This is a genomic window from Ornithinibacillus massiliensis (genome assembly GCF_018310345.1).
GTDB lineage: Bacteria > Bacillota > Bacilli > Bacillales > Amphibacillaceae > Ornithinibacillus > Ornithinibacillus massiliensis.
Map to the genome: position 1 here is coordinate 1 of NZ_JAGXBY010000005.1, position 21,589 is coordinate 21,589.

The window sequence follows — 21,589 nt, forward strand, 5'->3', positions numbered from 1 at the left end:
CCCTTTCACGGCGGTAACACGGGTTCGAATCCCGTACGGGTCACCATGTGGAGGATTAGCTCAGCTGGGAGAGCACCTGCCTTACAAGCAGGGGGTCGCAGGTTCGAGCCCTGCATCCTCCACCATTTAAACCTAGATAGTTCTTCACCATGCCGGCCTAGCTCAATTGGTAGAGCAACGAGCAATACTTCTACCGAATCAGCTACGAGTAACCCGGAAGCATACACATCCATGAATATGCTGGGAGATACAGGGGTCATCAGGCAAACGTGACAAAATGAATAGGTGAGTTAATACCATGCCGGCCTAGCTCAATTGGTAGAGCAACTGACTTGTAATCAGTAGGTTGGGGGTTCAAGTCCTCTGGCCGGCACCATTTTTTTGTATAAAAACATATTAATATGTTAACTATATGGAGGGGTAGCGAAGTGGCTAAACGCGGCGGACTGTAAATCCGCTCCTTCGGGTTCGGCAGTTCGAATCTGCCCCCCTCCACCATTTAGATTATTGGGCTATAGCCAAGCGGTAAGGCAACGGGTTTTGGTCCCGTGATTCCCAGGTTCGAATCCTGGTAGCCCAGCTTTTTTTATTTTCTGGGACTATTTTATTTATGGAACACAAAGAAGCCGCCGATTATATAAAAAGGCTCAAACTAACTTAGAACCAATTGATAATGTGGGCCATTAGCTCAGTCGGTAGAGCAACGAGCAATACTCCCACCGAATAAGCAACGAGTAACCCCGAAGCATACACATCTTGAATAAGCTAGAAGATGCAGGGGTCGACTTTAAAAAGGCTCAAACTAACTTAGAACCACTTGATAATGTGAGCCATTAGCTCAGTCGGTAGAGCATCTGACTTTTAATCAGAGGGTCGAAGGTTCGAATCCTTCATGGCTCATCATATAAATACGTGAAATCATGCTAGGTTACGATTCTTTCGTAACCTTTTTTTTATTTGCATTTTATACTGTTTTTTAACATAATAGATAGAGTAATTCTTTATCTAAAATAAAGAATGAAACAAGTTCTTACTAAATAAATAGATACTATTAAAGGATGGTTGGTATGAGATCTTCTAGGATTCCTGGATTTTATAAAAGAACAGTTGAAGAACGAAGAGAGCTGTTGCAGGAGGCACTTGAGCTATCTGAAGATGACTTAAGCGTCTTAACATCACAGGAGGCATTACCAATCGATACTGCAGATAAAATGATTGAGAATGTTATAGGGACATTCCCACTTCCGTTAGGTTTAGGATTGAACTTCTTAATTAACGGGAAAGACTATATAATACCAATGGTTGTTGAGGAACCATCAATTGTCGCTTCTGCAAGTCACATTGCTAAAATTGTAAGAGATGCAGGTGGTTTTAAAACAGAAGCTTCAGATAGAGTCATGATTGGACAAATCCAAGTAGTTGGTTGTCCAGATTTCGATGCTGCAAAGAATGTATTGTTAGAAGCTAAAAATGAATTAATGGAGGCAGCTAATGCTGCTTATCCTAGTATTGTAGCTAGAGGTGGGGGAGCAAGGGATTTAGATGTACGTATTCTAAATGATTCGCCTGATTCCAGCTACGGAACAATGCTTGTATTACATTTATATATTGATACATGTGACGCAATGGGCGCGAATATTATTAACACTATGGTTGAATCGTTGGCTCCGACAGTCGAAGAGCTTACGGCAGGTAAAGTATACTTACGTATTTTATCTAATCTTGCTGATCGCTGTATCGCAAAAGCAACATGTGTTATCCCCCCTAAATTATTAGCTACAGGCGAATACTCTGGTGAAGAAGTGCGTGATGGTGTAGTGCATGCATTTGAATTCGCAGACTCTGACCCATATCGGGCAGTAACACATAATAAAGGGATTATGAATGGTATTGATCCAGTTGTCATTGCAACTGGTAATGATTGGCGTGCGGTTGAAGCGGGAGCTCATGCCTATGCATCACGTTTTGGAAGTTATCGTTCCATGACGAAATGGTCAGTTGATCAGGAGGGTAATTTGGTAGGAGAATTAGAATTACCAATGTCTATTGGCACAGTAGGTGGAGCGATTCGTGTACATCCGATTTCACAATTAGCGCATAAAGTGTTAAATATAGAATCTGCTTCCGAGCTTGCACAAATTATTGTTGCAGTAGGTTTAGCACAAAATCTCGGTGCTTTAAAAGCTCTAGTAACAGATGGAATTCAAAAAGGTCATATGGCCCTGCATTCTCGATCTGTTGCGATAGCTGCTGGCGCTACTGGGGAGATGATTGATATTATAGCTGAACAATTAGTTAAGTTAAAGGAAATCCGTGTAGGTAAAGCTAAAGAATTGGTGGAACAATATTCAAAATGAGTACAGAAAAACTAACAATCACAAATAAACTAATAACAACAGAAAAAAGTGGAATTGGAATTGCGAATAGCAAACTAATCTTAATTGGTGAGCATGCAGTTGTACACGGACAACCAGCAATCGCAATACCATTTCCGTTAGTAGGAGTAGAATCTGTAATTGAATTTCATAAAGGGCCAATTAAGTTCGACAGTACCTTTTATAATGGGCCGATGGATTCTGCGCCACTTACATTAGAAGGAATTGTAAACAGCATTCATGAAACCTTAAAATATTTAGGACTTCCTAAAAAGGATCTAGTCATTAAAATAAAATCCTCTATACCACCTGGAAAAGGATTAGGATCTAGCGCATCGGTCGCAATCGCTATTATTCGATCGTTATTTTCTTATGCAAATGTGACGTATACAGAAAGAGAATTATTACATTTTGCTAATATTGCAGAGAAGTTTGCTCATGGTTCTCCGAGTGGGATTGATACATTAACGATAACCTCGGAATCTCCGGTATGGTTCGAAAAGGAAAATCCAGTAAGCTATATAAGTCCTGGAGAGGATTTTCATTTTATTGTAGCGGATTCAGGTCGTATTGGTGACACACGCTCAGCCGTGGAATCGGTTGCTCATCTTTTAAAGAAAGCTCCTAAGAAGATTCAGGCCAAAATTGAACGAATCGGGGAATTAACTCATTTAGCTAAACACGCATTAGAAAAGGCCGGTAAGAATTTATTAGGCCAAATGTTAAATGAGGCGCAAAAGGAATTAGTTGCGCTAGGCGTTAGTGATGAGGGACTAGATCGATTAATTAACTTTGCTCGTAAAGAAGGAGCGCTAGGTGCAAAATTAACTGGTGCTGGCAATGGTGGCTGTGTGATTGCGCTTGCCAAGAATGAGTTACATTCAAGGCAACTAGCAGATAAGCTAAAAGAATTTGGTGCGCAAGCTGTTTGGCCATTTGTCTTAAGAAAGCAAGATTAATAAGAAATGGCTTTGAAAAGGGGAACAGTCATGAAAGCAACTGCAAAAGCGCATACCAATATTGCATTAATCAAATATTGGGGAAAGCGTGATGAAGCATTAATTTTACCTACTAATAATAGTTTATCCGTAACGTTGGATGGATTTTATACGACAACTACTGTTTCGTATAAGCCGGAACTAACAAAGGATACCTTTACCTTAAATGATGAGGTGGTAGTAGGTGAGCAATACAACCGAGTAACGAACTTTCTTAATAAAGTTCGAGATATAGCTGGGAAGCAACTATATGCAGAAGTAAAATCGATAAATGCGGTTCCCACTGCAGCGGGTTTTGCTTCTTCTGCATCAGGCTTTGCTGCACTTGCAGCTGCCGCGACGAAAGCAATTGGGTTGAGCCTGACTGAATCGGAACTATCTCGCTTAACCCGCCAAGGCTCTGGTTCTGCATGTCGTTCTATCTTTGGTGGATTTGCCGAATGGCAAAAAGGGGAGATGGAAGACGGATCTGATTCCTTTGCAGTGCCAGTAGCTCCGAAAGACCATTGGGACATTAGAGTTGCTGCGGTGGTTCTCAATGCAAAAATGAAAAAAGTATCCAGCAGGTCAGGGATGAAGCGGACGGTTGAAACGTCACCCTTTTTTAAAGGATGGGTTGAAAGTATTCCATCTGATTTAGAAGCAATAAAACAAGGAATTCTGGAGAGAGACTTTCATAAGGTTGGGGAAGTTGCGGAGGCGAACTGTCTGAAGATGCATGCTACAACACTTGGAGCAAATCCTCCCTTCACATACTGGTTAGACACGACGATGTCTGTTATGCAGACTGTACAGGAATTACGCAGTACAGGAGTTCCAGCATACTTTACCATCGATGCGGGGCCTAATGTAAAAGTGTTATACCTACCACAGGATGAGGAGAAGGTGCTCGAAACGCTTCGCAATATTTCAGGTGTAACAGATGTAAGATTAAGTCGAGTCGGGCAAGGAATAAAGTATCTAGAGGATGAGGAACTTGTCTAATTCAACAATAACGATTCAAGTCCCTGGAAAATTAATGATTGCTGGAGAGTTTGCGGTGCTCGAGCCTTATCACAAGCTAATTGCCATGGCTGTTAACCGCTTTGTATATGTCGATATAAAGCCTAGTGAAAGGAATCAACTAACACTAGAAAAACTTCAACTAACTAACTTGAATTGGGTATTTACTAATGACCAGGTGAAAATTGACTCTGAGGATAAACGTGTTGATTTTGTCCAAGAGGCAATGACGATCGCCTGTAAGTATTTAGCAGAGCGTGGAACTACTATCGAGAATTTTTCGCTTCGGGTAAAGAGCGAATTAGATGATAAAAGCACAGGTGAAAAATTCGGTCTTGGTTCTAGTGCTGCTGTAGTGGTTGGGGTCATAACAGCTATCTTGCAGTATCATATGAAAAAAAAACCAGAACCATTACTGATATTTAAACTTGCCGCAATATCGCATATTGCAGCACAAGGTAATGGCTCTGGAGCGGATGTGGCTGCTAGTGCATATGGTGGGATTATTCAGTATTCCTCCTTCCAAGCAGATTGGTTAAGAGAGAAATACGAAGAATCGCATACTTTATTAGAACTACTAGAAATGGATTGGAAATACTTATCTATTAAACCGATAACGTTGCTGGAACATATCCATATCCGTGTTGGTTGGACCGGTAGTCCAGCATCAACAGGAAATTTAGTAAATCAAATATTACAATTGAAAGAACGTAATTTTAATAAATATCAGGATTTTTTACGAGATAGTGAGGAAGCAGTTGAACACTTCCTAAAAGGAGTTCAAACGGAGAACCTTCCACAACTATTGCAAGGTATCAAGCAAAACAGAGCTGCATTAGTAACGGTAGGAAAAGAGGCGCAAACAGAACTAGAAACATCTATGATAACACAATTATGTAATCTAGCTGAAGAACTTGGAGGAGCTGCAAAGCAATCCGGAGCCGGAGGCGGTGACTGTGGAATTGCTTTTATGCCATCTATAGAGAGCGCTAATCATTTAACCCATGTTTGGGAAGAAGCAGGAATTATTCCGTTAGAACTTCAACCGTATTTTAATGGAGCTACCCCTATAGAGAAGGCATCGCCCTAATGTGGCGATGCTTTCTTTCGTGGATGGAGTATGAATAAATATTCGAAAAATTGTCGAGTTGAGTCGTTTTTATAATCTAAGGTAAAATAATATTATATGGAGGTGGCTTTTTATTATGAAAAATAAAATATCTTTAATTGGTGTCCCAATGGATTTAGGACAAAGTCGTCGTGGAGTAGATATGGGACCAAGTGCACTTCGTTATGCTGGCGCAATTGAGCGCTTACAAGATTTAAACTATGATATTCACGATTTAGGGGATATACCGATAAATCGTCCGGATAAATATGAGGATGGAACGAAACTAAAAAATTTAGAGCAAGTCATAGAGGCAAATGAAACATTAGCGGAAATGGTGGATGCAGAAATAAATAAAGGTAGGTTCCCCCTAGTGTTAGGAGGAGACCATAGTATAGCTATTGGAAGCTTAGCTGGAATTTCCAAACATTATGAGAATTTAGGGGTAATTTGGTATGATGCTCACGGGGATTTGAATACGAGTGAAACATCTCCATCTGGAAATATTCACGGTATGCCACTTGCTGTCAGTCTAGGACTTGGACATGAAAGACTTACCAATCTATATCAATACGCTCCTAAGGTGAAGCCAGAAAATATCGTAATAATTGGCGCAAGATCATTAGACCCTGGAGAAAGAGAACTAATCCGTGAAATGGGTATTAAAGTATATACCATGCATGAAATCGATCGAATGGGAATGTCTCGAGTGATGGATGAGACAATAGAATATTTTAAAGATCGTACGGATGGTGTTCATCTAAGCTTAGATCTTGATGGATTAGATCCGACGGAAGCGCCAGGTGTTGGAACTCCTGTGTTAGGTGGTATGACATATCGCGAAAGTCATTTAGCAATGGAAATGCTTGCTGAATCTGATTTGATTACTTCTTTAGAGGTAGTGGAGGTAAATCCAATAATTGATGAAAAAAATAAAACAGCTACATTAGCTGTTGGATTAATGGGTTCATTATTTGGTGAAAAACTGAAATAATCTATCAACTAAAAAGGCATTAATTTAAATTAAATTGATGTCTTTTTATTTATTAGATACATCTCTTAATTGATACTGATTCAATAGATTATCCAATTTTCTACTCGTTTCTACGACTACTTCTGAGGTTAGTTTATATTTATTACTCAGTGTAATCATCTCTTTACGGCATTGCTCAATTTCTTGTAATAAAAGTTTATCCATGTTTTTTCCCCCTATTACTATACATTAAACTATATTACCCGAATAATTTACCGTTTTGCAATAGTAAATTAAGAAAAATCCATATTTTTTAGCGATTATGCGTTATAATGGTATGGAAAAAGTTTACTATTGTTATTTGTTCTTGCTATCCATGATTTAATGTAATGTGTGCAAGGATAAATAGATTGTACGCACACGATAAAAAAAAGGATAAAAAGCGGAAAATTTTATAAAAAAAGTGAAACCTTTTTAGTTTTGATACGTAAGGTTTAATACCGCATCAGGCGGAGGTACATGGAATGGAATTGTTAATTAAAGATAAAATTAAACAGGTCAAAAAAGGGGATCAAGCTGCTTTTGAAGATGTTATCTTATTTTATCAGGATAAGATTTATCAACATTGCTATCGAATGCTAGGAAACGCACATGAGGCAGAGGATATTGCTCAGGAAGCTTTTATCCGTGCATATATAAATATCCACTCCTATGATGAACGTAGAAAATTCTCAACATGGTTATACAGAATTGCAACAAACCTAACCATTGATCGTTTACGAAAACGAAAACCCGATTATTATCTTGATGCGGAAGTAAAAGGCACTGATGGGTTGGATATGTACTCGCAATTAGCTGCAGATGAAAAGCTTCCAGAGGATCAATTAGAGGGGCTCGAACTTCAGAATTATATCCAAAAGCAAATTGCTGAGCTCCCAGCCAAGTATCGTAGTATAATAATGCTACGCTATTTAGAGGACTTCTCACTTCAAGAGATTAGTGAAATATTAGACATCCCGATTGGGACAGTAAAAACTAGAATTCATCGGGGGCGGGAAGCCTTACGTAAAAAGCTTCGTCATGTGTAAAAGGAGTGAATCCAGTTGGATTGTAATAAAGAAGCATTAGATTTAATGCATAAGCACTTAGATGGTGATATCTCGAGGGAAGAAGAAGCCCAGCTAATCAATCATCTAGAGGGCTGTATGGCGTGTCAAAAGCATCTCCATGAATTAAAAAGAACTATTACATTAATTCAAAGTACTGATAAAATGAGCGCGCCTGAGGGCTTTGCTAATAGGGTAATGCAGCAGCTACCTGTGGAGAAGAAACATGTGAGATACATGCGCTGGTTTAAGATGCATCCAGTATTAACCGCGGCAGCTATCTTTTTTGTCTTTATGTTTACTGGATTAATATCTGCATGGGAGCAAGATTCACAGCTTATGGTTTCTAACCCGGAAAATCTTATAATTGAAGGACATATGGTTATTGTACCGGAGGGAGTCACGGTAGAAGGTGACTTAGTTGTTCAAAATGGTAACTTGAAAATTGATGGAACGGTGAATGGGAATGTCACCTTAATCAATGGTAAGTTAGTCGAAGATAATGGACTAGATCAAAATGGTCTAATGGCTAATGCAGCAGGGGTTAATGGTGAGTTAAAAGAAGTGAATCGCATTTTTGAATGGGTATGGTACCATACGCAAAACGTCTTTAAAGGTATATTTTCAATGGAATAGTAAAAACCTGGTTTGTAGAACCGGGTTTTTTTATCATCAATAGGCGAGAAGATTCCCACCTCAAGGAATGAGAAGTGAGTAGGTGGGAGATGAATCGCCATCTCGATTGTTCGACTATTCAAGTGCTTACATTCATTCTTTTCTCCCTGAAATGACCTATCCACCATGCAACATATGGTATAATAGTGGTATCGTGATACAGAAAGAGGTGAAAGCAATGCTCGTCAAAAAAGCCTATAAATTCCGTATCTATCCAACGAAAGAACAGAAAAGACAGATTACGAAAACCATCGGCAGTTCTCGTTTTGTCTTTAATCATTTTTTAGCAAAATGGAACAACACCTACAAACTAACAGGAAAAGGACTGACGTATAACGCTTGTTCTGCTCAATTACCTCAGTTGAAAAAAGAAGCAAGCTGGTTAAAAGAAGTAGGCAGCATTGCCCTCCAATCTCTACTCCAAAACCTCTCCGATGCCTTCTCCAGATTCTTCAAAAGGCAAAACAAAGCCCCACGATTTAAGTCCAAAAAGCATCCTGTTCAATCCTACACAACGAAGCAGACCAACGGAAATATCTCCATGGAAGGGAACAAAATCAAACTACCTAAATTAGGGATCGTTCGCTTTGCAAAAAGTCGTGAAGTAGAAGGTCGTATTCTCCATGCTACGGTAAGACGTAATCCAAGCGGAAAATATTTCATCTCTATTCTTGCAGAAACAGACGTACAACCATTAGCAAATACAGCATCAGCTATCGGAATCGACTTAGGCATCGCGGACTTTGCGATTCTTTCTGATGGACAAAAGGTGGATAATCATCGGTTCACCGCTAAAATGGAAAAGAAATTAAAACGAGAACAACGCAAACTATCCAGACGTGCTTTGCATGCGAAAAACAATGGAATCGACTTACTTGATGCTAAAAACTATCAAAAACAAAAACGCAACGTTGCAAGGTTGTATGAAAAAGTGATGAATCAACGTGCCGACTTTCTGAACAAGTTCAGTACAGCCATCATCAAAAACCACGATGTCATCTGTATCGAAGACTTGAACACGGAAGGAATGTTGCGCAATCATAAACTAGCAAAATCCATTTCAGATGTATCATGGTCGAGCTTTGTATCAAAACTAACATACAAAGCGAAATGGTACGACAAAACGATCGTGAAAATAAGTAGATGGTTTCCATCCAGTCAACTATGTTCTGCTTGTGGACATCACGCTGGCAAGAAGTCGCTTGAGGTAAGGGAATGGACTTGTCCAGCTTGTCACATGCATCATGATCGAGATGTCAATGCGATTAAAAATATTCTAGCTGAAGGATTACGAATCGTAGCTTCGGCTTAAACCATCTATAAAACCGTAGGGACTACGGGGATAGCTTGGTAAAGAAGAGAAACCGCTGTTAGTTAAGAAATACCACGAACAAGTACGCTCTGTTCCCAAGAATCCCCCACTTCAAACATCCTGAAAGGAGGTTAAGTGGGGGTAGTTCAATACGTTCTTAGGGAAAAACAAAGGTATAGCTACTAGCCGAATTATGGAAAATGAGACTAGCTAAAAAACGTATCGCGATATAAAATATGGTATAATGGAAACGGTATTTTCGCAGAAACTGTTACATATGGGCGTTAATATCAGTTGTTATCTGACTACACAATAGATTCAGTTAATGAAGACGGGAAGAGAATTCGATGTATAAAAGGAAGTGTAGACATGCCTAATGGGGATTTTGGTATATTAGACCTACTAAGAATAGGCGTAGATATAGGTCTCGTCTGGTATGTTCTATATAAACTAATCATGTTAATACGAGGAACAAAGGCAATTCAATTATTAAAAGGTATTGTCGTTGTTTTTGTTGTTCGTTTGCTCAGTATGCTATTTGAATTACAAACATTAATGTGGGCAACTGACCAGATAATTTCTTGGGGTTTTATTGTGATTATTATTTTATTCCAGCCGGAGCTTAGAAGAGCTCTAGAGCAAATTGGGAGAGGTAATCTTTTCTCCAGAAGTATGAAATCCGAAGAAGAAAAGTTTGAAAAAATGGTCACCGATATTGTTCATGCTTGTAATTATATGGCCAAACGCCGCATAGGAGCATTGATTACTATAGAACGCGAGACGGGTATCGGAGAATATATTGAAACAGGGATACCGATTAATGGGAAATTAACGCATCAACTATTAACAAATATTTTTACACCGAATACTCCGCTTCATGATGGTGCAGTCATTATCAAAGATGATGAAATAGTTGCAGCGGCTTGTTACCTCCCGTTATCTGAAAGTCCTTTTATTTCAAAGGAGTTAGGTACCAGACATAGGGCTGCAATGGGTATTAGTGAAGTAACTGATGCGCTAACCATCGTTGTATCAGAAGAAACTGGTGGTATATCTGGTACGAAAAATGGAGAGCTTCGCAGAGAGTTAAACCAAGATGGATTAAGAGATTTCTTACTCGAAAATTTAACTCCTAGCCATCGTGCTTCCGAGAGAAAGACTTGGAAGATAAGGGGGAAAAAGCGTGGATAATTGGTTCAGAAGCAAATGGTTTATCCGAGGTATTTCTTTAGGCTTCGCGATATTGTTATACGTTTTTGTTTCTATTGAAGAGGCTGATACATCCAATGAAAGTCTTATCCCCAATCTCTTCGGTGGATCATCACAAACAGAAACTTTAACGGGGGTTCCATTAGACATCCTGATAGATAGTGAACAATATGTTGTTAGTGGTGTTCCAGAAAGTGTAACCGTCTCATTAGAAGGTCCTGCCAGTGCGTTAACTCCAATTGTGAGACAACGTAACATAGAGCTTTTCGTTGACCTTAGAGATTTGACTGAGGGAGAGCATGAAGTAGAAATTGAATATGATAATGTGCCAAATCAATTATCTGTCTATATTGAACCGAAAACCATTACTGTATTCATTGAAAAACGAGCATCCAATGAATTTAATGTTAGTGTCGATTTTATTAATGAAGATAAACTCCCTGAAGGTTACCAGATAGGAGCATATGAATTAAACACGAACACAGTCAAGGTGACAAGCTCAAAGGAAATTATTGAACGAATTGCCATTGTCAAAGTGTATGTGGATGTTGCCGGTTTAACAGAATCAATTAACAATCGGGAAGTACCAGTCAATGTCTACGATAGCCAAGGAAATGAACTTGCCGTTAGAGTTGATCCGGCAACGGTTGTGATCTCTGCTGAAATTGAGAATCCGAGTAAAAGTGTACCAGTAAGTGTCGCAACAACAGGAGAACTACAAGAGGGTTATTCCATGGTATCTATGGAACCTAAAGTGGAAGAAGTTGAAGTGTTTGCAGTTACTGATATATTAGATAATCTAGATGAAATCAAGACAGAACCAATTGATCTTTCTGAATTAACCAAATCAGGAACCATTAAGGTTGGACTAGCTCTACCAGATCGTGTGTTACCCTCTGATGTAAATGAAATAGAGATAGAGATACAATTAGAGCAAACCAAAACAATAGATGAGGTTCCGATTGAGGTGAACAATCTTGCAGATGGGTATAACCATAGATTAATTGAGCCGAATGAATCGCAGCTAAGTATAACTGTGACAGGAAATGAACAAGATGTTAGAGACTTAAGTGCGGAAGACTTTCGAATAACTATCGATGCAAGTGGTCTAGAAACGGGAAGAAATACCGTACCATTAGAAATAGAAGGTCCGGAAAATGTTACTGTGGAAACAGAAGTGAAAGAGGTCGTCATTGAAATAGAGGAAGTTTAGTATAGAAGCGATTAATCTCGTATCGTACTTAAATAACGTCCAGGAAGTAAGGATGTAAAGGAGAGGTACAAAAAAATGGGTAAATATTTTGGAACTGATGGTGTAAGAGGTGTTGCTAATAAGGAATTAACACCTGAACTAGCATTTAAATTAGGAAGATTTGGTGGTTATGTATTAACCAAGGAAACAACAAAACCAAGAGTTTTAATTGGCCGAGACACACGTATATCAGGAACCATGCTAGAGGGCGCTTTAGTCGCTGGATTATTATCGATTGGTGCAGAGGTAATGCGTTTAGGCGTCATCTCAACGCCAGGTGTTGCATATTTAACGAAGGCAACAAGTGCTCAAGCAGGTATTATGATCTCTGCTTCGCATAATCCAGTAGAGGATAATGGCATTAAATTCTTCGGACCAGATGGATTTAAGCTATTAGATGAGCAAGAAGAGGAAATTGAGAAACTATTGGATGAAGAAGATACTCTACCACGTCCTGTTGGTGCAGATGTTGGTGTAGTTGCAGATTATTTTGAAGCGGGACATAAATATCTTTCTTTCTTAAAAGAATCCATTGATAATGATTTTGTAGGCTTACAAATTGCATTAGATTGTGCGCACGGTGCTACTTCTAGTTTAGCAACACATTTATTCGCAGATTTAGAAGCAGATATTTATACAATTGGTGCTTCTCCTGATGGATTAAATATTAATGCTGGTGTAGGTTCTACACATCCAGAGACTTTACAAGCATTTGTAAAGGAAAAGGGTGCGGATATTGGGCTAGCGTTTGATGGCGATGGTGACCGTTTAATTGCAGTTGATGAGAAAGGTAATATAGTTGACGGTGACCAGATTATGTTCATTTGTGGTAAATATATGAAGGAGAAAGGCTTCCTCCGCCATAATACCATTGTGTCTACCGTGATGAGTAATATCGGCTTCTATAAAGCATTAGAAGAACATGGTATGAGCAGTGAGAAGACCGCTGTAGGAGACCGCTATGTGATGGAAGAAATGAGAAAAGGCGGATACAACCTTGGTGGTGAGCAATCTGGACATATTATTTTCCTAGATTATAGTACAACTGGGGATGGCTTATTATCAGCTATTCAACTTGTTAACGTCATGAAAGAAACGGGTAAACCTTTATCTGAATTAGCAAGTGAAATGACTATTTACCCACAAGTATTGAAAAATGTAAGAGTAACCGATAAAGAAAAAGCATTGAACGATCCTACAATCAAACAAGAGATTGAAAAGGTTGAAGAAGCCTTAGGAAATAATGGTCGAGTTCTGGTTAGACCATCTGGAACGGAACCACTAGTTCGTGTCATGGTGGAAGCACCAACAAAAGAAGAATGTGAAACATATACAGATCAAATCGCTCAAGTAATTGAAAATTTACTTGGTATTAAATAGTAATGGAAAAAACTACTCTCAGGTTGAGGGTAGTTTTTTTGCATGTAATAAAAAATTCCGTCCGCATGGGAAAAATTACAGCCCAATCAACTGTCAGATTGTTAGAAATGCGTTATACTATTCTTAGGAATTTAAATTTACAGTTTTTATATTGAGGGGGAGAAATATGATAAACTTTCCGAAGCCAACCGTAGAACAGTTTTTGCGTACGTATGTTATTAATAATTTTGCAATTAGTAAAGATGAGACACGGCTTATATTTAACACAAACTTAAATGGGAAAATGAATCTATGGGCAATGAATCTTCCAGATACATATCCGTATTTGTTTGCTCAGAAGGATCAAACAGCTAATTTCATTAAGGTTGATCCAGAAGGACGTTATGTCTTAACTGGTTATGATTATGATGGAGATGAGAACTACCAAATTTACGCTGTCCCTAGTGAAGGTGGTATGCCGCAGGAATTAATTACGGGTGAACCGAATGAAAAATACTATTTTGCTCATTTAAGCGATGATGGAAAACGGCTTTATTATGTAACATCTGAAGGAAATCCGAACTTCTTAAATACGCGTGTTCGTAACTTAGAAGACAATACAGATACGTTGCTACATGAAGGGGAAGATGGTTCTACTTATTTGGCAGGCGTATCAGAGAAGGAAGATGTTTTCGTTTATATGCGTCTATTTGCAAACACATATATTCAACTGTTTGTGAAAGAAGGCGATCAAATCGTACATTTAACACCAGATCCGGAAAAGGTTCATGTAGCAACTGGCCCGGTGTTTGTTGGGGATAAAGATATCTATTTCACGACGAACTTTGAAGAAGAATATAGTTATGTAGCCAAATTTAACCTGGATTCTAAAACGTTTGACAAAGTCCTTCAAATTGACAATGAGAGCATTGATCATATCGAATATGATAAGGAAAATAACTACCTTTACGTTGTAACGGAAAAGGGCGTAGAAGATATTTTATACCGTTATGATTTAGGTGCAAATAAATTAGAGAAGCTATCGACTCCATTTGATGTCGTGGAAAAATTATTTGTTACAAAAGCTGGCAATTTATATGTGCTTGGTCGTACTGCAACAATTCCATTTAACATTTACAAATCAACCGATGGTACTAATTGGGAAGCCTTAACTAATAATCGTGTACTCGGTGTGAGTCAGGAAGACATGGTAGAGCCTGAGGTCGTCACTTATAAATCATTTGATGGAATGGAAATAGAGGCATTATTGTTCCGGGCCAACCCAGAAAATGATAATGGGCATACTATTTTTTGGCCACATGGTGGTCCACAAGCATCAGAACGTAAAATGTTCCGTGCTATGTTCCAAAGTGCATTAAATCGTGGATATACGATATTTGCCCCTAACTTCCGAGGTAGCACTGGCTATGGTTCTTCCTTTGTCAAGCTGGTGGAACAAGATTGGGGACATGGTCCGCGATTAGATTGTGTAGCGGGAATTGAATGGCTATTTGAAAATAATATAACAGATCGTGATAAGTTGTTCCTTGTTGGAGGAAGCTATGGTGGCTATATGGCGTTACTATTACATGGTCGCCACCCAGAGTATTTCAAAGCGGTAGTAGACATCTTTGGTCCGTCTGACTTGTTTACTTTCGTCAACTCGGTCCCTCCACATTGGAAACCAATGATGGAGCGTTGGTTAGGAGATCCAGAACGTGATAAGGAACGTTTTGTTAAAGATTCTCCAATCACCTATCTCGAGTCCATGGTGAAGCCAATGCTTGTTATTCAAGGTGCGAAAGACCCTCGTGTTGTGAAGGAAGAATCAGATCAGATTGTAGAGAAGCTAAGAGGATTAGGTAGAGAAGTCGAATACCTTGTTTTAGAAGATGAGGGGCACGGATTCTCTAAGAAAGAAAATGAAATAAAAGTATATAATGTAATGCTTGATTTTCTTGAAAAGCATCAAGGTTAGGGAAATAAAGGACACATGGGAGATGATAATCCATGTGTCCTTTACTTGTTAACAATTAACTTTTTGTGACATATACTATTTACATGTCACCTTTTTCAATGTTTATGATTGACCAATGATAGTAATATCTTGTAAAATAAGTTGGTATCTTATCTTTGGTGAATTTTTGCCAAGAATAGGGTGACTAATAACGAAATAGTTAGGAGGGTAGAGGTAAATAATAATAAAGCGCCTGGACTATTTTCTGAACGGGAAAAAGAAAATAGTTGACGAGGATGAAGGTTATCGAGATTTATCGGCGGGTGCCTTCCGGTTGCACACTCCAGTCGTTATGCTTTTTTCGAAAAACAATAGGGCGACCTATTGCACAAAGGAAAAGGGTAGAGTGTTATAAAAAAACAGACTAAAAAACACGAGAAAGGGGCAATAAAACGCCCCAAAGAATTTTAAATGAAATCCTTTCATGGTCGTTTGTTGCCCCTACGAGGAGGAACAACTACTAATGTGTGGAATTGTAGGATATATCGGACAACAGGATTCTAAAGAAGTATTATTAAATGGACTTGAAAAATTAGAGTATCGCGGATATGATTCTGCGGGTATTGCGGTTTTAAATGAAAGTGGTTTAAACCTATTCAAAGTAAAAGGCCGTATCGCTGCTCTAAGAGAATCAGTAGATGAGTCTATTCACGCAACAATGGGGATTGGTCATACACGCTGGGCGACACATGGAGAACCAAGTGTAAACAATGCTCACCCACATCAAAGCACCAATGGAAGATTTACGCTTGTGCATAACGGTGTTATTGAGAACTATTTGGATTTAAAGCGTGAATATCTGCAAGATGTTACATTTAAGAGTGAAACAGATACGGAAGTTATTGTCCAATTAATTGAGAAGTTTTATGAAACAACTCAAAGTACGTTAGAAAGCTTCCGCCAAGCAATGGAGCTATTAAAGGGTTCTTATGCAATTGCGATGATCGACAATGAAGATCGTGATACACTTTATGTTTCTAAAAATAAAAGTCCTTTATTAGTTGGATTAGGTGAAGGGTTTAATGTGGTAGCAAGTGATGCTATGGCTACATTAAAGGTAACAGATCAATATCTTGAAATTCATGATAAAGAGATCGTTATTGTAAAACGTGAATCTGTATCTATCCAACAGCTTGATGGAACGGTTTTAGAACGTAATCCTTATACAGCATTAATTGATGCGAGCGATATCGAAAAAGGTACGTACCCACACTTTATGCTTAAAGAAATTGATGAACAGCCAATTGTTATGCGCAAAATTATCAAAGAATACCAAAACGAAGATAATGAGCTTAAATTGGATGAAGACATCCGTGCAGCAATGAAGGCTTGTGATCGCATTTATATCATTGCGGCTGGAACTAGCTACCATGCTGGACTTGTGGGCAAAAGCTTAATTGAAAAAATCGCGAAGATTCCAGTAGAGGTACATGTCTCTAGTGAGTTTTCATATAACATGCCATTGCTATCAGAAAAACCATTATTTATCTTCATTTCTCAAAGTGGAGAAACAGCAGATAGCCGTACGGTACTAGTTAAAATTAAAGAAATGGGATATCCAGCACTAACGATTACCAATGTGCCAGGATCCACCCTTTCTCGTGAAGCGGATTACACATTACACCTACATGCAGGTCCTGAGATTGCGGTTGCATCTACAAAAGCATACACTGCGCAGATTGCGGTATTAGCAATCTTAGCTGTAGATACGGCACATGCTAAAGGTATTACATTAGACTTTGACCTAATGCAAGAGCTTGCCATTGTTGCCAATGCGATGGACGTATTAACTGCACAAAAAGAAGAGCTTGAACAGTTAACTAAAGATTATTTAGAAACAACTCGTAATGCATTCTTCATTGGTCGTAGCTTGGATTATTTTGTTTCCTTAGAGGGATCATTAAAGCTAAAAGAAATTTCCTATATCCAAGCAGAAGGTTTTGCAGGTGGAGAATTAAAACACGGAACTATTGCATTAATTGAAAAAGGTACACCAGTTATTGCGGTTTCAACACAGGAGAATGTTAATTATTCTATTCGCGGAAATGTTCAAGAAGTTGTGGCACGTGGTGCAAACGCCCTTATCATTAGCATGAAGGGTCTTGAGCAAGATGATGATGCATTTGTCATCCCGACTGTACATGAATTATTAACACCACTTGCAACAGTAATTCCATTACAAATTATTGCTTATTATGCAGCCCTACACCGTGGAGCTGATGTTGATAAGCCACGTAACTTGGCTAAGAGTGTTACGGTGGAGTAGGAAGGATTTTAGTTGGAAATCTTGTTGTGAATGTCCAGTAACATTATAGTTGGTAAATTTACATTATAGTTCGTACATTTACATTATAGTTAGTAAATTTACAATAAAGTTGGTAAATTTCAATAAAGTGGTTAGCAACATTTTTTAACCCTCTGTTCTAAAATAGGAACAGAGGGTTTTTTTGTACAGTTACATTAGTGTAGTATGAAAATAAAGTTCAGTACTTGATAAAAAAGTGCTAAACTTCAAAAAAGAACTATAGACAAAGGTAAAAGTTAAACTTCAAACTTTATATCTTTTCACCCTCTGCCCTTAAATTGGACAGAGGTTTTTTCTTTGAGTTAAGAATTGGATCTTTATGTTAAAATACATATAACATTTAGAAGAATAAGTACTTCAACTACGAGGCAGTTTAGTTGAATAAGAAATAACAAAAGTAATGAGTATTTACTTTAAAATAAGATTAAACGGGGGTTTATATGCGAAAAATTTATCTAGATAGAACAGCATTCTCTGGAGCCATAGGTGTTAATTTAGAAGATACTGAGATTATATCAGCAGGAACAACCATTAATTCAATGGGTGTTCATGATAGAAATGAAGAGTATCAAACATACGCTAACGATTATGATATTCAAGTTATCTTTGACGATGATATTCCACATTTAGAGTTTTTTACGGTTCCACATGTAGATATTATGGCAATAGATAGTAAAGGAGGATTTGTTGGAATTGTTTATCAACAGTGTGATTCGGAAAGTGATGCACCAATTTGTTATATCAATAGGGATTTAGAGTGCTTTATAATTTCTGAAAACGTAGAAGATTTTCTGAGTAATATAGGAACATGGCAAGACAACATGAAACCCTATGATAAAATTACCGTTTATCGTTCAAAAGCAGAAGCAGAAACTGAACTAGAATTTATCGATTTGTCTGACATTCTTCCATTATTATAAATTCTTCTTGAACTAAAGGATGCGTTAGTTGAAGAAACATTAATAGAAAAAAGTGTTTAGTTTTGTGAAACTCAAGCATTTTTTTCTGTCTTTCGCTTCATATTACATGATCTACTGATTTCGTAGAGGTCGGTTGATTACTCTGTTTTCTTATGTTCGACAAATAGACTCCAATCAACGTTATAATTCCTCCAATTATTGCATAAGTAGTAGGAAGTTCACCAAGCCAGATCCATGCTATAAGAAAAGCGACAACTGGGGTTAAATAGAGAGAACTTGTTGCTTCTGATGCTCCTGTTCGTGAGGTAATATACGCTAAAGTAAAGTAAGGAATAACCGTTGGGAAAATTCCCAGATAAATAACCACTAGTGTTATATCTATGGGAGCATTAACAATTGCCTCTCCAAGACCTGGTGAAAATATCATCATGAAAATAGTACCTGACCAAATCGTGTACATTGTAAAAGGAACAAAACCATATCTTTTTAGATAAGCATTCTGAAAAACAAAGTAAATACTTTCTGAAAGGGATGCAACTAAAACTAGGATAATTCCGATATTTAAAGTAAAACTTTCAGTTATTCCACCTAAAGAAATAAATGCCACGCCAGAAAATCCAATTAATGAACCTATCCACCGCCAGAATCCATACTTCTCATGGAAAAAGAGCAAAGACAACAAAGCTGTGAATAAAGGTGTTGTTGAAACTAATAAACTAGCAACTCCAGCACTAATCGTTTGTTCCCCATAATTTAGTGCTGTCTGATAGACCGAAAATCCTAAAAAACCAAGTAATAAAATTATTGGTACATCTTTTAGTTCTGGTAAACGAATTCCTTGAATAACCGCAAGAAGAATCAATATTAATGATCCAATTAGTAATCGTAAGAGGGATAGATGCTCGGGTGAATAAGCAGTCAGTGCAGCTCTTATCCCAGGGAATGCTGATGCCCACAAAATAATTGTAATCAAATGAGCAGAAGTAAGCTTTAAATCTAAAGATTTTATCATAAATACACCTCATTCTATGTCTTAATCCAACCAGTTGGTTTTGATAGTTCTCATTTTAGTATGACTTTGGTAAAATGTATTCAACAGGTTGAATAGAAAAAAACCAACCACTTTGAACTTGGTTGTTGAAAAGGGGTACATATGAAAAAGCCAAAATACCAATTGATTGTTGATTTTATAAAAGACAAAATTTCCAAGGGTGAGTGGGCAATAGGTAGTCGGATCCCAAGTCAACGTCATCTAGCAAAAATGTTTGATGTTAATCGAAGTACAGTCATAACAGCATTAGAAGAACTAATGGCAGACGGACTGATCGAAGGAATAACGGGAAAAGGGACTGTTGTTACCAATAACACTTGGACTTTGATGGGAAACCAATCCTCAACCAATTGGAATGAGAACGTCACTTTAGGTATTCATAAACCGAGTGTTTCAACGGTACAGAAGATCAATGAAGCTGAATCTAATAATAATCTGATTCAATTAAGTAAAGGAGAATTATCACCAGAGATGTTCCCTTTAGAAGAAATGCGATCCGTTGTACAAAAGGTTTCAAATCAATTGACCCCCTTTGGATATGAAGAACCAAAGGGAAATATAAAGTTACGCCGAGCAATTAGTGATTACCTAAAAATAAGAGGAATAGACGTATCTCCGTCATCCATTCTTGTGGTATCAGGTGCACTTCAGGCTTTACATCTTATTTCAATAGGACTTCTACAAAGAGGATCAACTATATTTTTAGAAGTGCCATCTTACCTTTACTCATTGACTGTTTTTCAGTCTGTGGGGATGGAGCTAGAAGGATTACCAATGGATAAGGAAGGAATTAAGGTAGATTCAATCTATCAGACAAAAGAAAAAGGAAAAAGTATTTTATATACCATTCCTACCTTTCATAATCCAACAGGCACGTTAATGCAGAAGAAAAGAAGGAAGGAACTCATTGAATACTGTGAAAGAGAACAGCTTCCTGTTATTGAAGATGATGTATATCGTGATTTATGGATGGATACCACGCCACCAGAACCATTAAAAGCAATGGATCATTATGGGAATGTGTTATATCTTGGTAGTTTGTCGAAAACATTAAGTCCTGGTTTACGAATTGGATGGGTAGTTGGATCTGAATCCGTTATTAACCGATTAGCTGATTTAAAAATGCAATCGGATTATGGATCAAGCACATTGTCTCAGCTCGTGGCAACGGAGTGGTTATCCAGTGGGTTATATGATCAACATCTTGAAAATGTAAGAGAACAGCTTAAAGTTCGGAGAAGAACGGCTTTAGAATCTTTGAACAAGCATTTAAGATACCATGCAACATGGGAAGTCCCAACAGGTGGCTTCTTCATTTGGATTAAGATAAAACCTACTTTTAAGGTGAAAAGATTATTTGATAAAGCATTATCCAAAGGTATTCTTCTTAATCCTGGCAGTATTTATGCAGAACGGTTAGGGCAGTTTGTACGATTATCTTTCGGGTTTGCTTCCCTAGATGAAATTAAAACAGGTATATTTCAGTTAAGTCAAATCATTAAAAATCAATAAGGACAGGAATTACTTTACAAAGTGATATTAAACTAAAGGGTGCTTTAGTTTAACAAGATAATAAAAATAATACGGTTTTAAATTACAGGTTTGGTTAATAAAGGTAACTTAGTATAGAACATTTTTTTAATGTCTATTTAATGGAGTTCCAATAACTGTAAAAAGAGTGTATAACTTTATTATGATATCGCTCTGGATTAGGAACTGTATTATACGCTAGTAAAGAATTCTAGTATAGAACTATTATTTCATGTAACACTTGTTGTAGATGTCCAGTAACATTATAGTTGGTAAATTTACAATAAAGTTGGTAAATTTCAATAAAGTGGATAGCAACATTTTTTAACCCTCTGTTCTAAAATAGGAACAGAGGGTTTTTTATATGGTTACTTTGTTGTGATTTATTATCTTAAAA

The 21,589-nt window shown here is 37.8% G+C and carries 17 protein-coding genes and 5 tRNA genes; 20 read left to right on the forward strand and 2 right to left on the reverse strand.

All coding sequences use genetic code 11. The annotated features are described in order from the left end of the window. Positions 1-49 precede the first annotated feature (49 nt). From KGF86_RS13790 to rocF, 10 genes are all read left to right on the forward strand, one after another. Positions 50-125: transfer RNA gene (locus KGF86_RS13790), tRNA-Val, on the forward strand. A gap of 175 nt (positions 126-300) precedes the next feature. After that, a tRNA-Thr gene (locus KGF86_RS13795) sits at positions 301-376 on the forward strand. 38 nt (positions 377-414) lie between these two features. Further along, positions 415-498: transfer RNA gene (locus KGF86_RS13800), tRNA-Tyr, on the forward strand. A gap of 10 nt (positions 499-508) precedes the next feature. After that, positions 509-580: transfer RNA gene (locus tag KGF86_RS13805), tRNA-Gln, on the forward strand. Positions 581-827: 247 nt separating this feature from the next. After that, a tRNA-Lys gene (locus KGF86_RS13810) sits at positions 828-900 on the forward strand. Between the two features lie 167 nt (positions 901-1,067). Continuing rightward, complete coding sequence (locus KGF86_RS13815; protein WP_211742238.1) at positions 1,068-2,357, forward strand: hydroxymethylglutaryl-CoA reductase, degradative; 1,290 nt, start codon at positions 1,068-1,070, stop codon at positions 2,355-2,357. Continuing rightward, entirely contained in the window at positions 2,354-3,334 is a 981-nt protein-coding gene (mvk, locus tag KGF86_RS13820; protein ID WP_186869418.1) for a mevalonate kinase, read from the forward strand. Before KGF86_RS13815 ends, mvk begins: the two co-directional genes overlap by 4 nt. Positions 3,335-3,364: 30 nt before the next feature. Next, on the forward strand, positions 3,365-4,357 hold the full coding sequence (mvaD, locus tag KGF86_RS13825; RefSeq protein ID WP_211742239.1) for a diphosphomevalonate decarboxylase: 993 nt from the start codon (positions 3,365-3,367) through the stop codon (positions 4,355-4,357). Next, positions 4,350-5,465 carry a phosphomevalonate kinase gene (locus tag KGF86_RS13830; RefSeq protein ID WP_211742240.1) on the forward strand — a complete coding sequence of 372 codons (1,116 nt, stop codon included), beginning with the start codon at positions 4,350-4,352 and terminating at the stop codon, positions 5,463-5,465. Before mvaD ends, KGF86_RS13830 begins: the two co-directional genes overlap by 8 nt. A 115-nt stretch (positions 5,466-5,580) precedes the next feature. After that, positions 5,581-6,477, forward strand: coding sequence for an arginase (gene rocF / locus KGF86_RS13835; protein WP_186869421.1), 897 nt, complete (start codon positions 5,581-5,583; stop codon positions 6,475-6,477). A 45-nt stretch (positions 6,478-6,522) separates the two neighbouring features. Here rocF and KGF86_RS13840 read toward each other — a convergent pair whose 3' ends face one another. Continuing rightward, positions 6,523-6,681: an aspartyl-phosphate phosphatase Spo0E family protein gene (locus KGF86_RS13840; protein ID WP_186869422.1), complete on the reverse strand. Its 159-nt coding sequence runs from the start codon at positions 6,679-6,681 to the stop codon at positions 6,523-6,525. A 299-nt stretch (positions 6,682-6,980) separates the two neighbouring features. Here KGF86_RS13840 and sigW point away from each other — a divergent pair, with 299 nt between their 5' ends. The 9 genes from sigW to KGF86_RS13885 all read left to right on the forward strand — a co-directional run bounded on the left by sigW (position 6,981) and on the right by KGF86_RS13885 (position 18,611). After that, positions 6,981-7,544 (forward strand): RNA polymerase sigma factor SigW, encoded by a 564-nt coding sequence (gene sigW / locus KGF86_RS13845; protein ID WP_186869423.1) that lies wholly within the window; start codon positions 6,981-6,983, stop codon positions 7,542-7,544. A gap of 15 nt (positions 7,545-7,559) precedes the next feature. Next, positions 7,560-8,198, forward strand: coding sequence for a zf-HC2 domain-containing protein (locus tag KGF86_RS13850; protein ID WP_186869424.1), 639 nt, complete (start codon positions 7,560-7,562; stop codon positions 8,196-8,198). A 217-nt stretch (positions 8,199-8,415) separates the two neighbouring features. Next, a complete protein-coding gene (tnpB, locus tag KGF86_RS13855) occupies positions 8,416-9,549 on the forward strand; it encodes an IS200/IS605 family element RNA-guided endonuclease TnpB (RefSeq protein WP_211742241.1) in 1,134 nt (377 codons plus the stop codon). Between the two features lie 369 nt (positions 9,550-9,918). Beyond that, positions 9,919-10,740 (forward strand): diadenylate cyclase CdaA, encoded by an 822-nt coding sequence (cdaA, locus tag KGF86_RS13860; protein WP_211742242.1) that lies wholly within the window; start codon positions 9,919-9,921, stop codon positions 10,738-10,740. Then, on the forward strand, positions 10,733-11,971 hold the full coding sequence (locus tag KGF86_RS13865) for a CdaR family protein (protein WP_186869426.1): 1,239 nt from the start codon (positions 10,733-10,735) through the stop codon (positions 11,969-11,971). Before cdaA ends, KGF86_RS13865 begins: the two co-directional genes overlap by 8 nt. Before the next feature lie 75 nt (positions 11,972-12,046). Then, on the forward strand, positions 12,047-13,390 hold the full coding sequence (glmM, locus tag KGF86_RS13870) for a phosphoglucosamine mutase (protein WP_211742243.1): 1,344 nt from the start codon (positions 12,047-12,049) through the stop codon (positions 13,388-13,390). 166 nt (positions 13,391-13,556) lie between these two features. Beyond that, positions 13,557-15,347 carry an alpha/beta hydrolase family protein gene (locus KGF86_RS13875; protein ID WP_211742244.1) on the forward strand — a complete coding sequence of 597 codons (1,791 nt, stop codon included), beginning with the start codon at positions 13,557-13,559 and terminating at the stop codon, positions 15,345-15,347. A 502-nt stretch (positions 15,348-15,849) separates the two neighbouring features. Then, a complete protein-coding gene (gene glmS, locus KGF86_RS13880) occupies positions 15,850-17,652 on the forward strand; it encodes a glutamine--fructose-6-phosphate transaminase (isomerizing) (protein WP_211742245.1) in 1,803 nt (600 codons plus the stop codon). A 479-nt stretch (positions 17,653-18,131) separates the two neighbouring features. Beyond that, on the forward strand, positions 18,132-18,611 hold the full coding sequence (locus KGF86_RS13885) for a hypothetical protein (protein ID WP_186869430.1): 480 nt from the start codon (positions 18,132-18,134) through the stop codon (positions 18,609-18,611). Positions 18,612-18,708: 97 nt separating this feature from the next. Here KGF86_RS13885 and KGF86_RS13890 read toward each other — a convergent pair whose 3' ends face one another. Continuing rightward, positions 18,709-19,623 carry a DMT family transporter gene (locus tag KGF86_RS13890; protein WP_186869431.1) on the reverse strand — a complete coding sequence of 305 codons (915 nt, stop codon included), beginning with the start codon at positions 19,621-19,623 and terminating at the stop codon, positions 18,709-18,711. Positions 19,624-19,764: 141 nt separating this feature from the next. Here KGF86_RS13890 and pdxR point away from each other — a divergent pair, with 141 nt between their 5' ends. Then, positions 19,765-21,174, forward strand: coding sequence for a MocR-like pyridoxine biosynthesis transcription factor PdxR (gene pdxR / locus KGF86_RS13895; protein ID WP_186869432.1), 1,410 nt, complete (start codon positions 19,765-19,767; stop codon positions 21,172-21,174). The last annotated feature ends 415 nt before the right edge of the window (positions 21,175-21,589 follow it).

Excerpts from the sequence above, each read along its gene's own strand:
- KGF86_RS13815 (WP_211742238.1), top strand. The coding sequence starts at position 1,068 with ATGAGATCTTCTAGGATTCCTGGATTTTATAAAAGAACAGTTGAAGAA.
- glmS (WP_211742245.1), top strand. The coding sequence starts at position 15,850 with ATGTGTGGAATTGTAGGATATATCGGACAACAGGATTCTAAAGAAGTA.
- mvaD (WP_211742239.1), top strand. The coding sequence starts at position 3,365 with ATGAAAGCAACTGCAAAAGCGCATACCAATATTGCATTAATCAAATAT.
- mvk (WP_186869418.1), top strand. The coding sequence starts at position 2,354 with ATGAGTACAGAAAAACTAACAATCACAAATAAACTAATAACAACAGAA.
- KGF86_RS13885 (WP_186869430.1), top strand. The coding sequence starts at position 18,132 with ATGCGAAAAATTTATCTAGATAGAACAGCATTCTCTGGAGCCATAGGT.
- rocF (WP_186869421.1), top strand. The coding sequence starts at position 5,581 with ATGAAAAATAAAATATCTTTAATTGGTGTCCCAATGGATTTAGGACAA.
- KGF86_RS13890 (WP_186869431.1), bottom strand. The coding sequence starts at position 19,623 with ATGATAAAATCTTTAGATTTAAAGCTTACTTCTGCTCATTTGATTACA.
- cdaA (WP_211742242.1), top strand. The coding sequence starts at position 9,919 with ATGCCTAATGGGGATTTTGGTATATTAGACCTACTAAGAATAGGCGTA.
- pdxR (WP_186869432.1), top strand. The coding sequence starts at position 19,765 with ATGAAAAAGCCAAAATACCAATTGATTGTTGATTTTATAAAAGACAAA.
- glmM (WP_211742243.1), top strand. The coding sequence starts at position 12,047 with ATGGGTAAATATTTTGGAACTGATGGTGTAAGAGGTGTTGCTAATAAG.
- KGF86_RS13875 (WP_211742244.1), top strand. The coding sequence starts at position 13,557 with ATGATAAACTTTCCGAAGCCAACCGTAGAACAGTTTTTGCGTACGTAT.
- sigW (WP_186869423.1), top strand. The coding sequence starts at position 6,981 with ATGGAATTGTTAATTAAAGATAAAATTAAACAGGTCAAAAAAGGGGAT.
- tnpB (WP_211742241.1), top strand. The coding sequence starts at position 8,416 with ATGCTCGTCAAAAAAGCCTATAAATTCCGTATCTATCCAACGAAAGAA.
- KGF86_RS13840 (WP_186869422.1), bottom strand. The coding sequence starts at position 6,681 with ATGGATAAACTTTTATTACAAGAAATTGAGCAATGCCGTAAAGAGATG.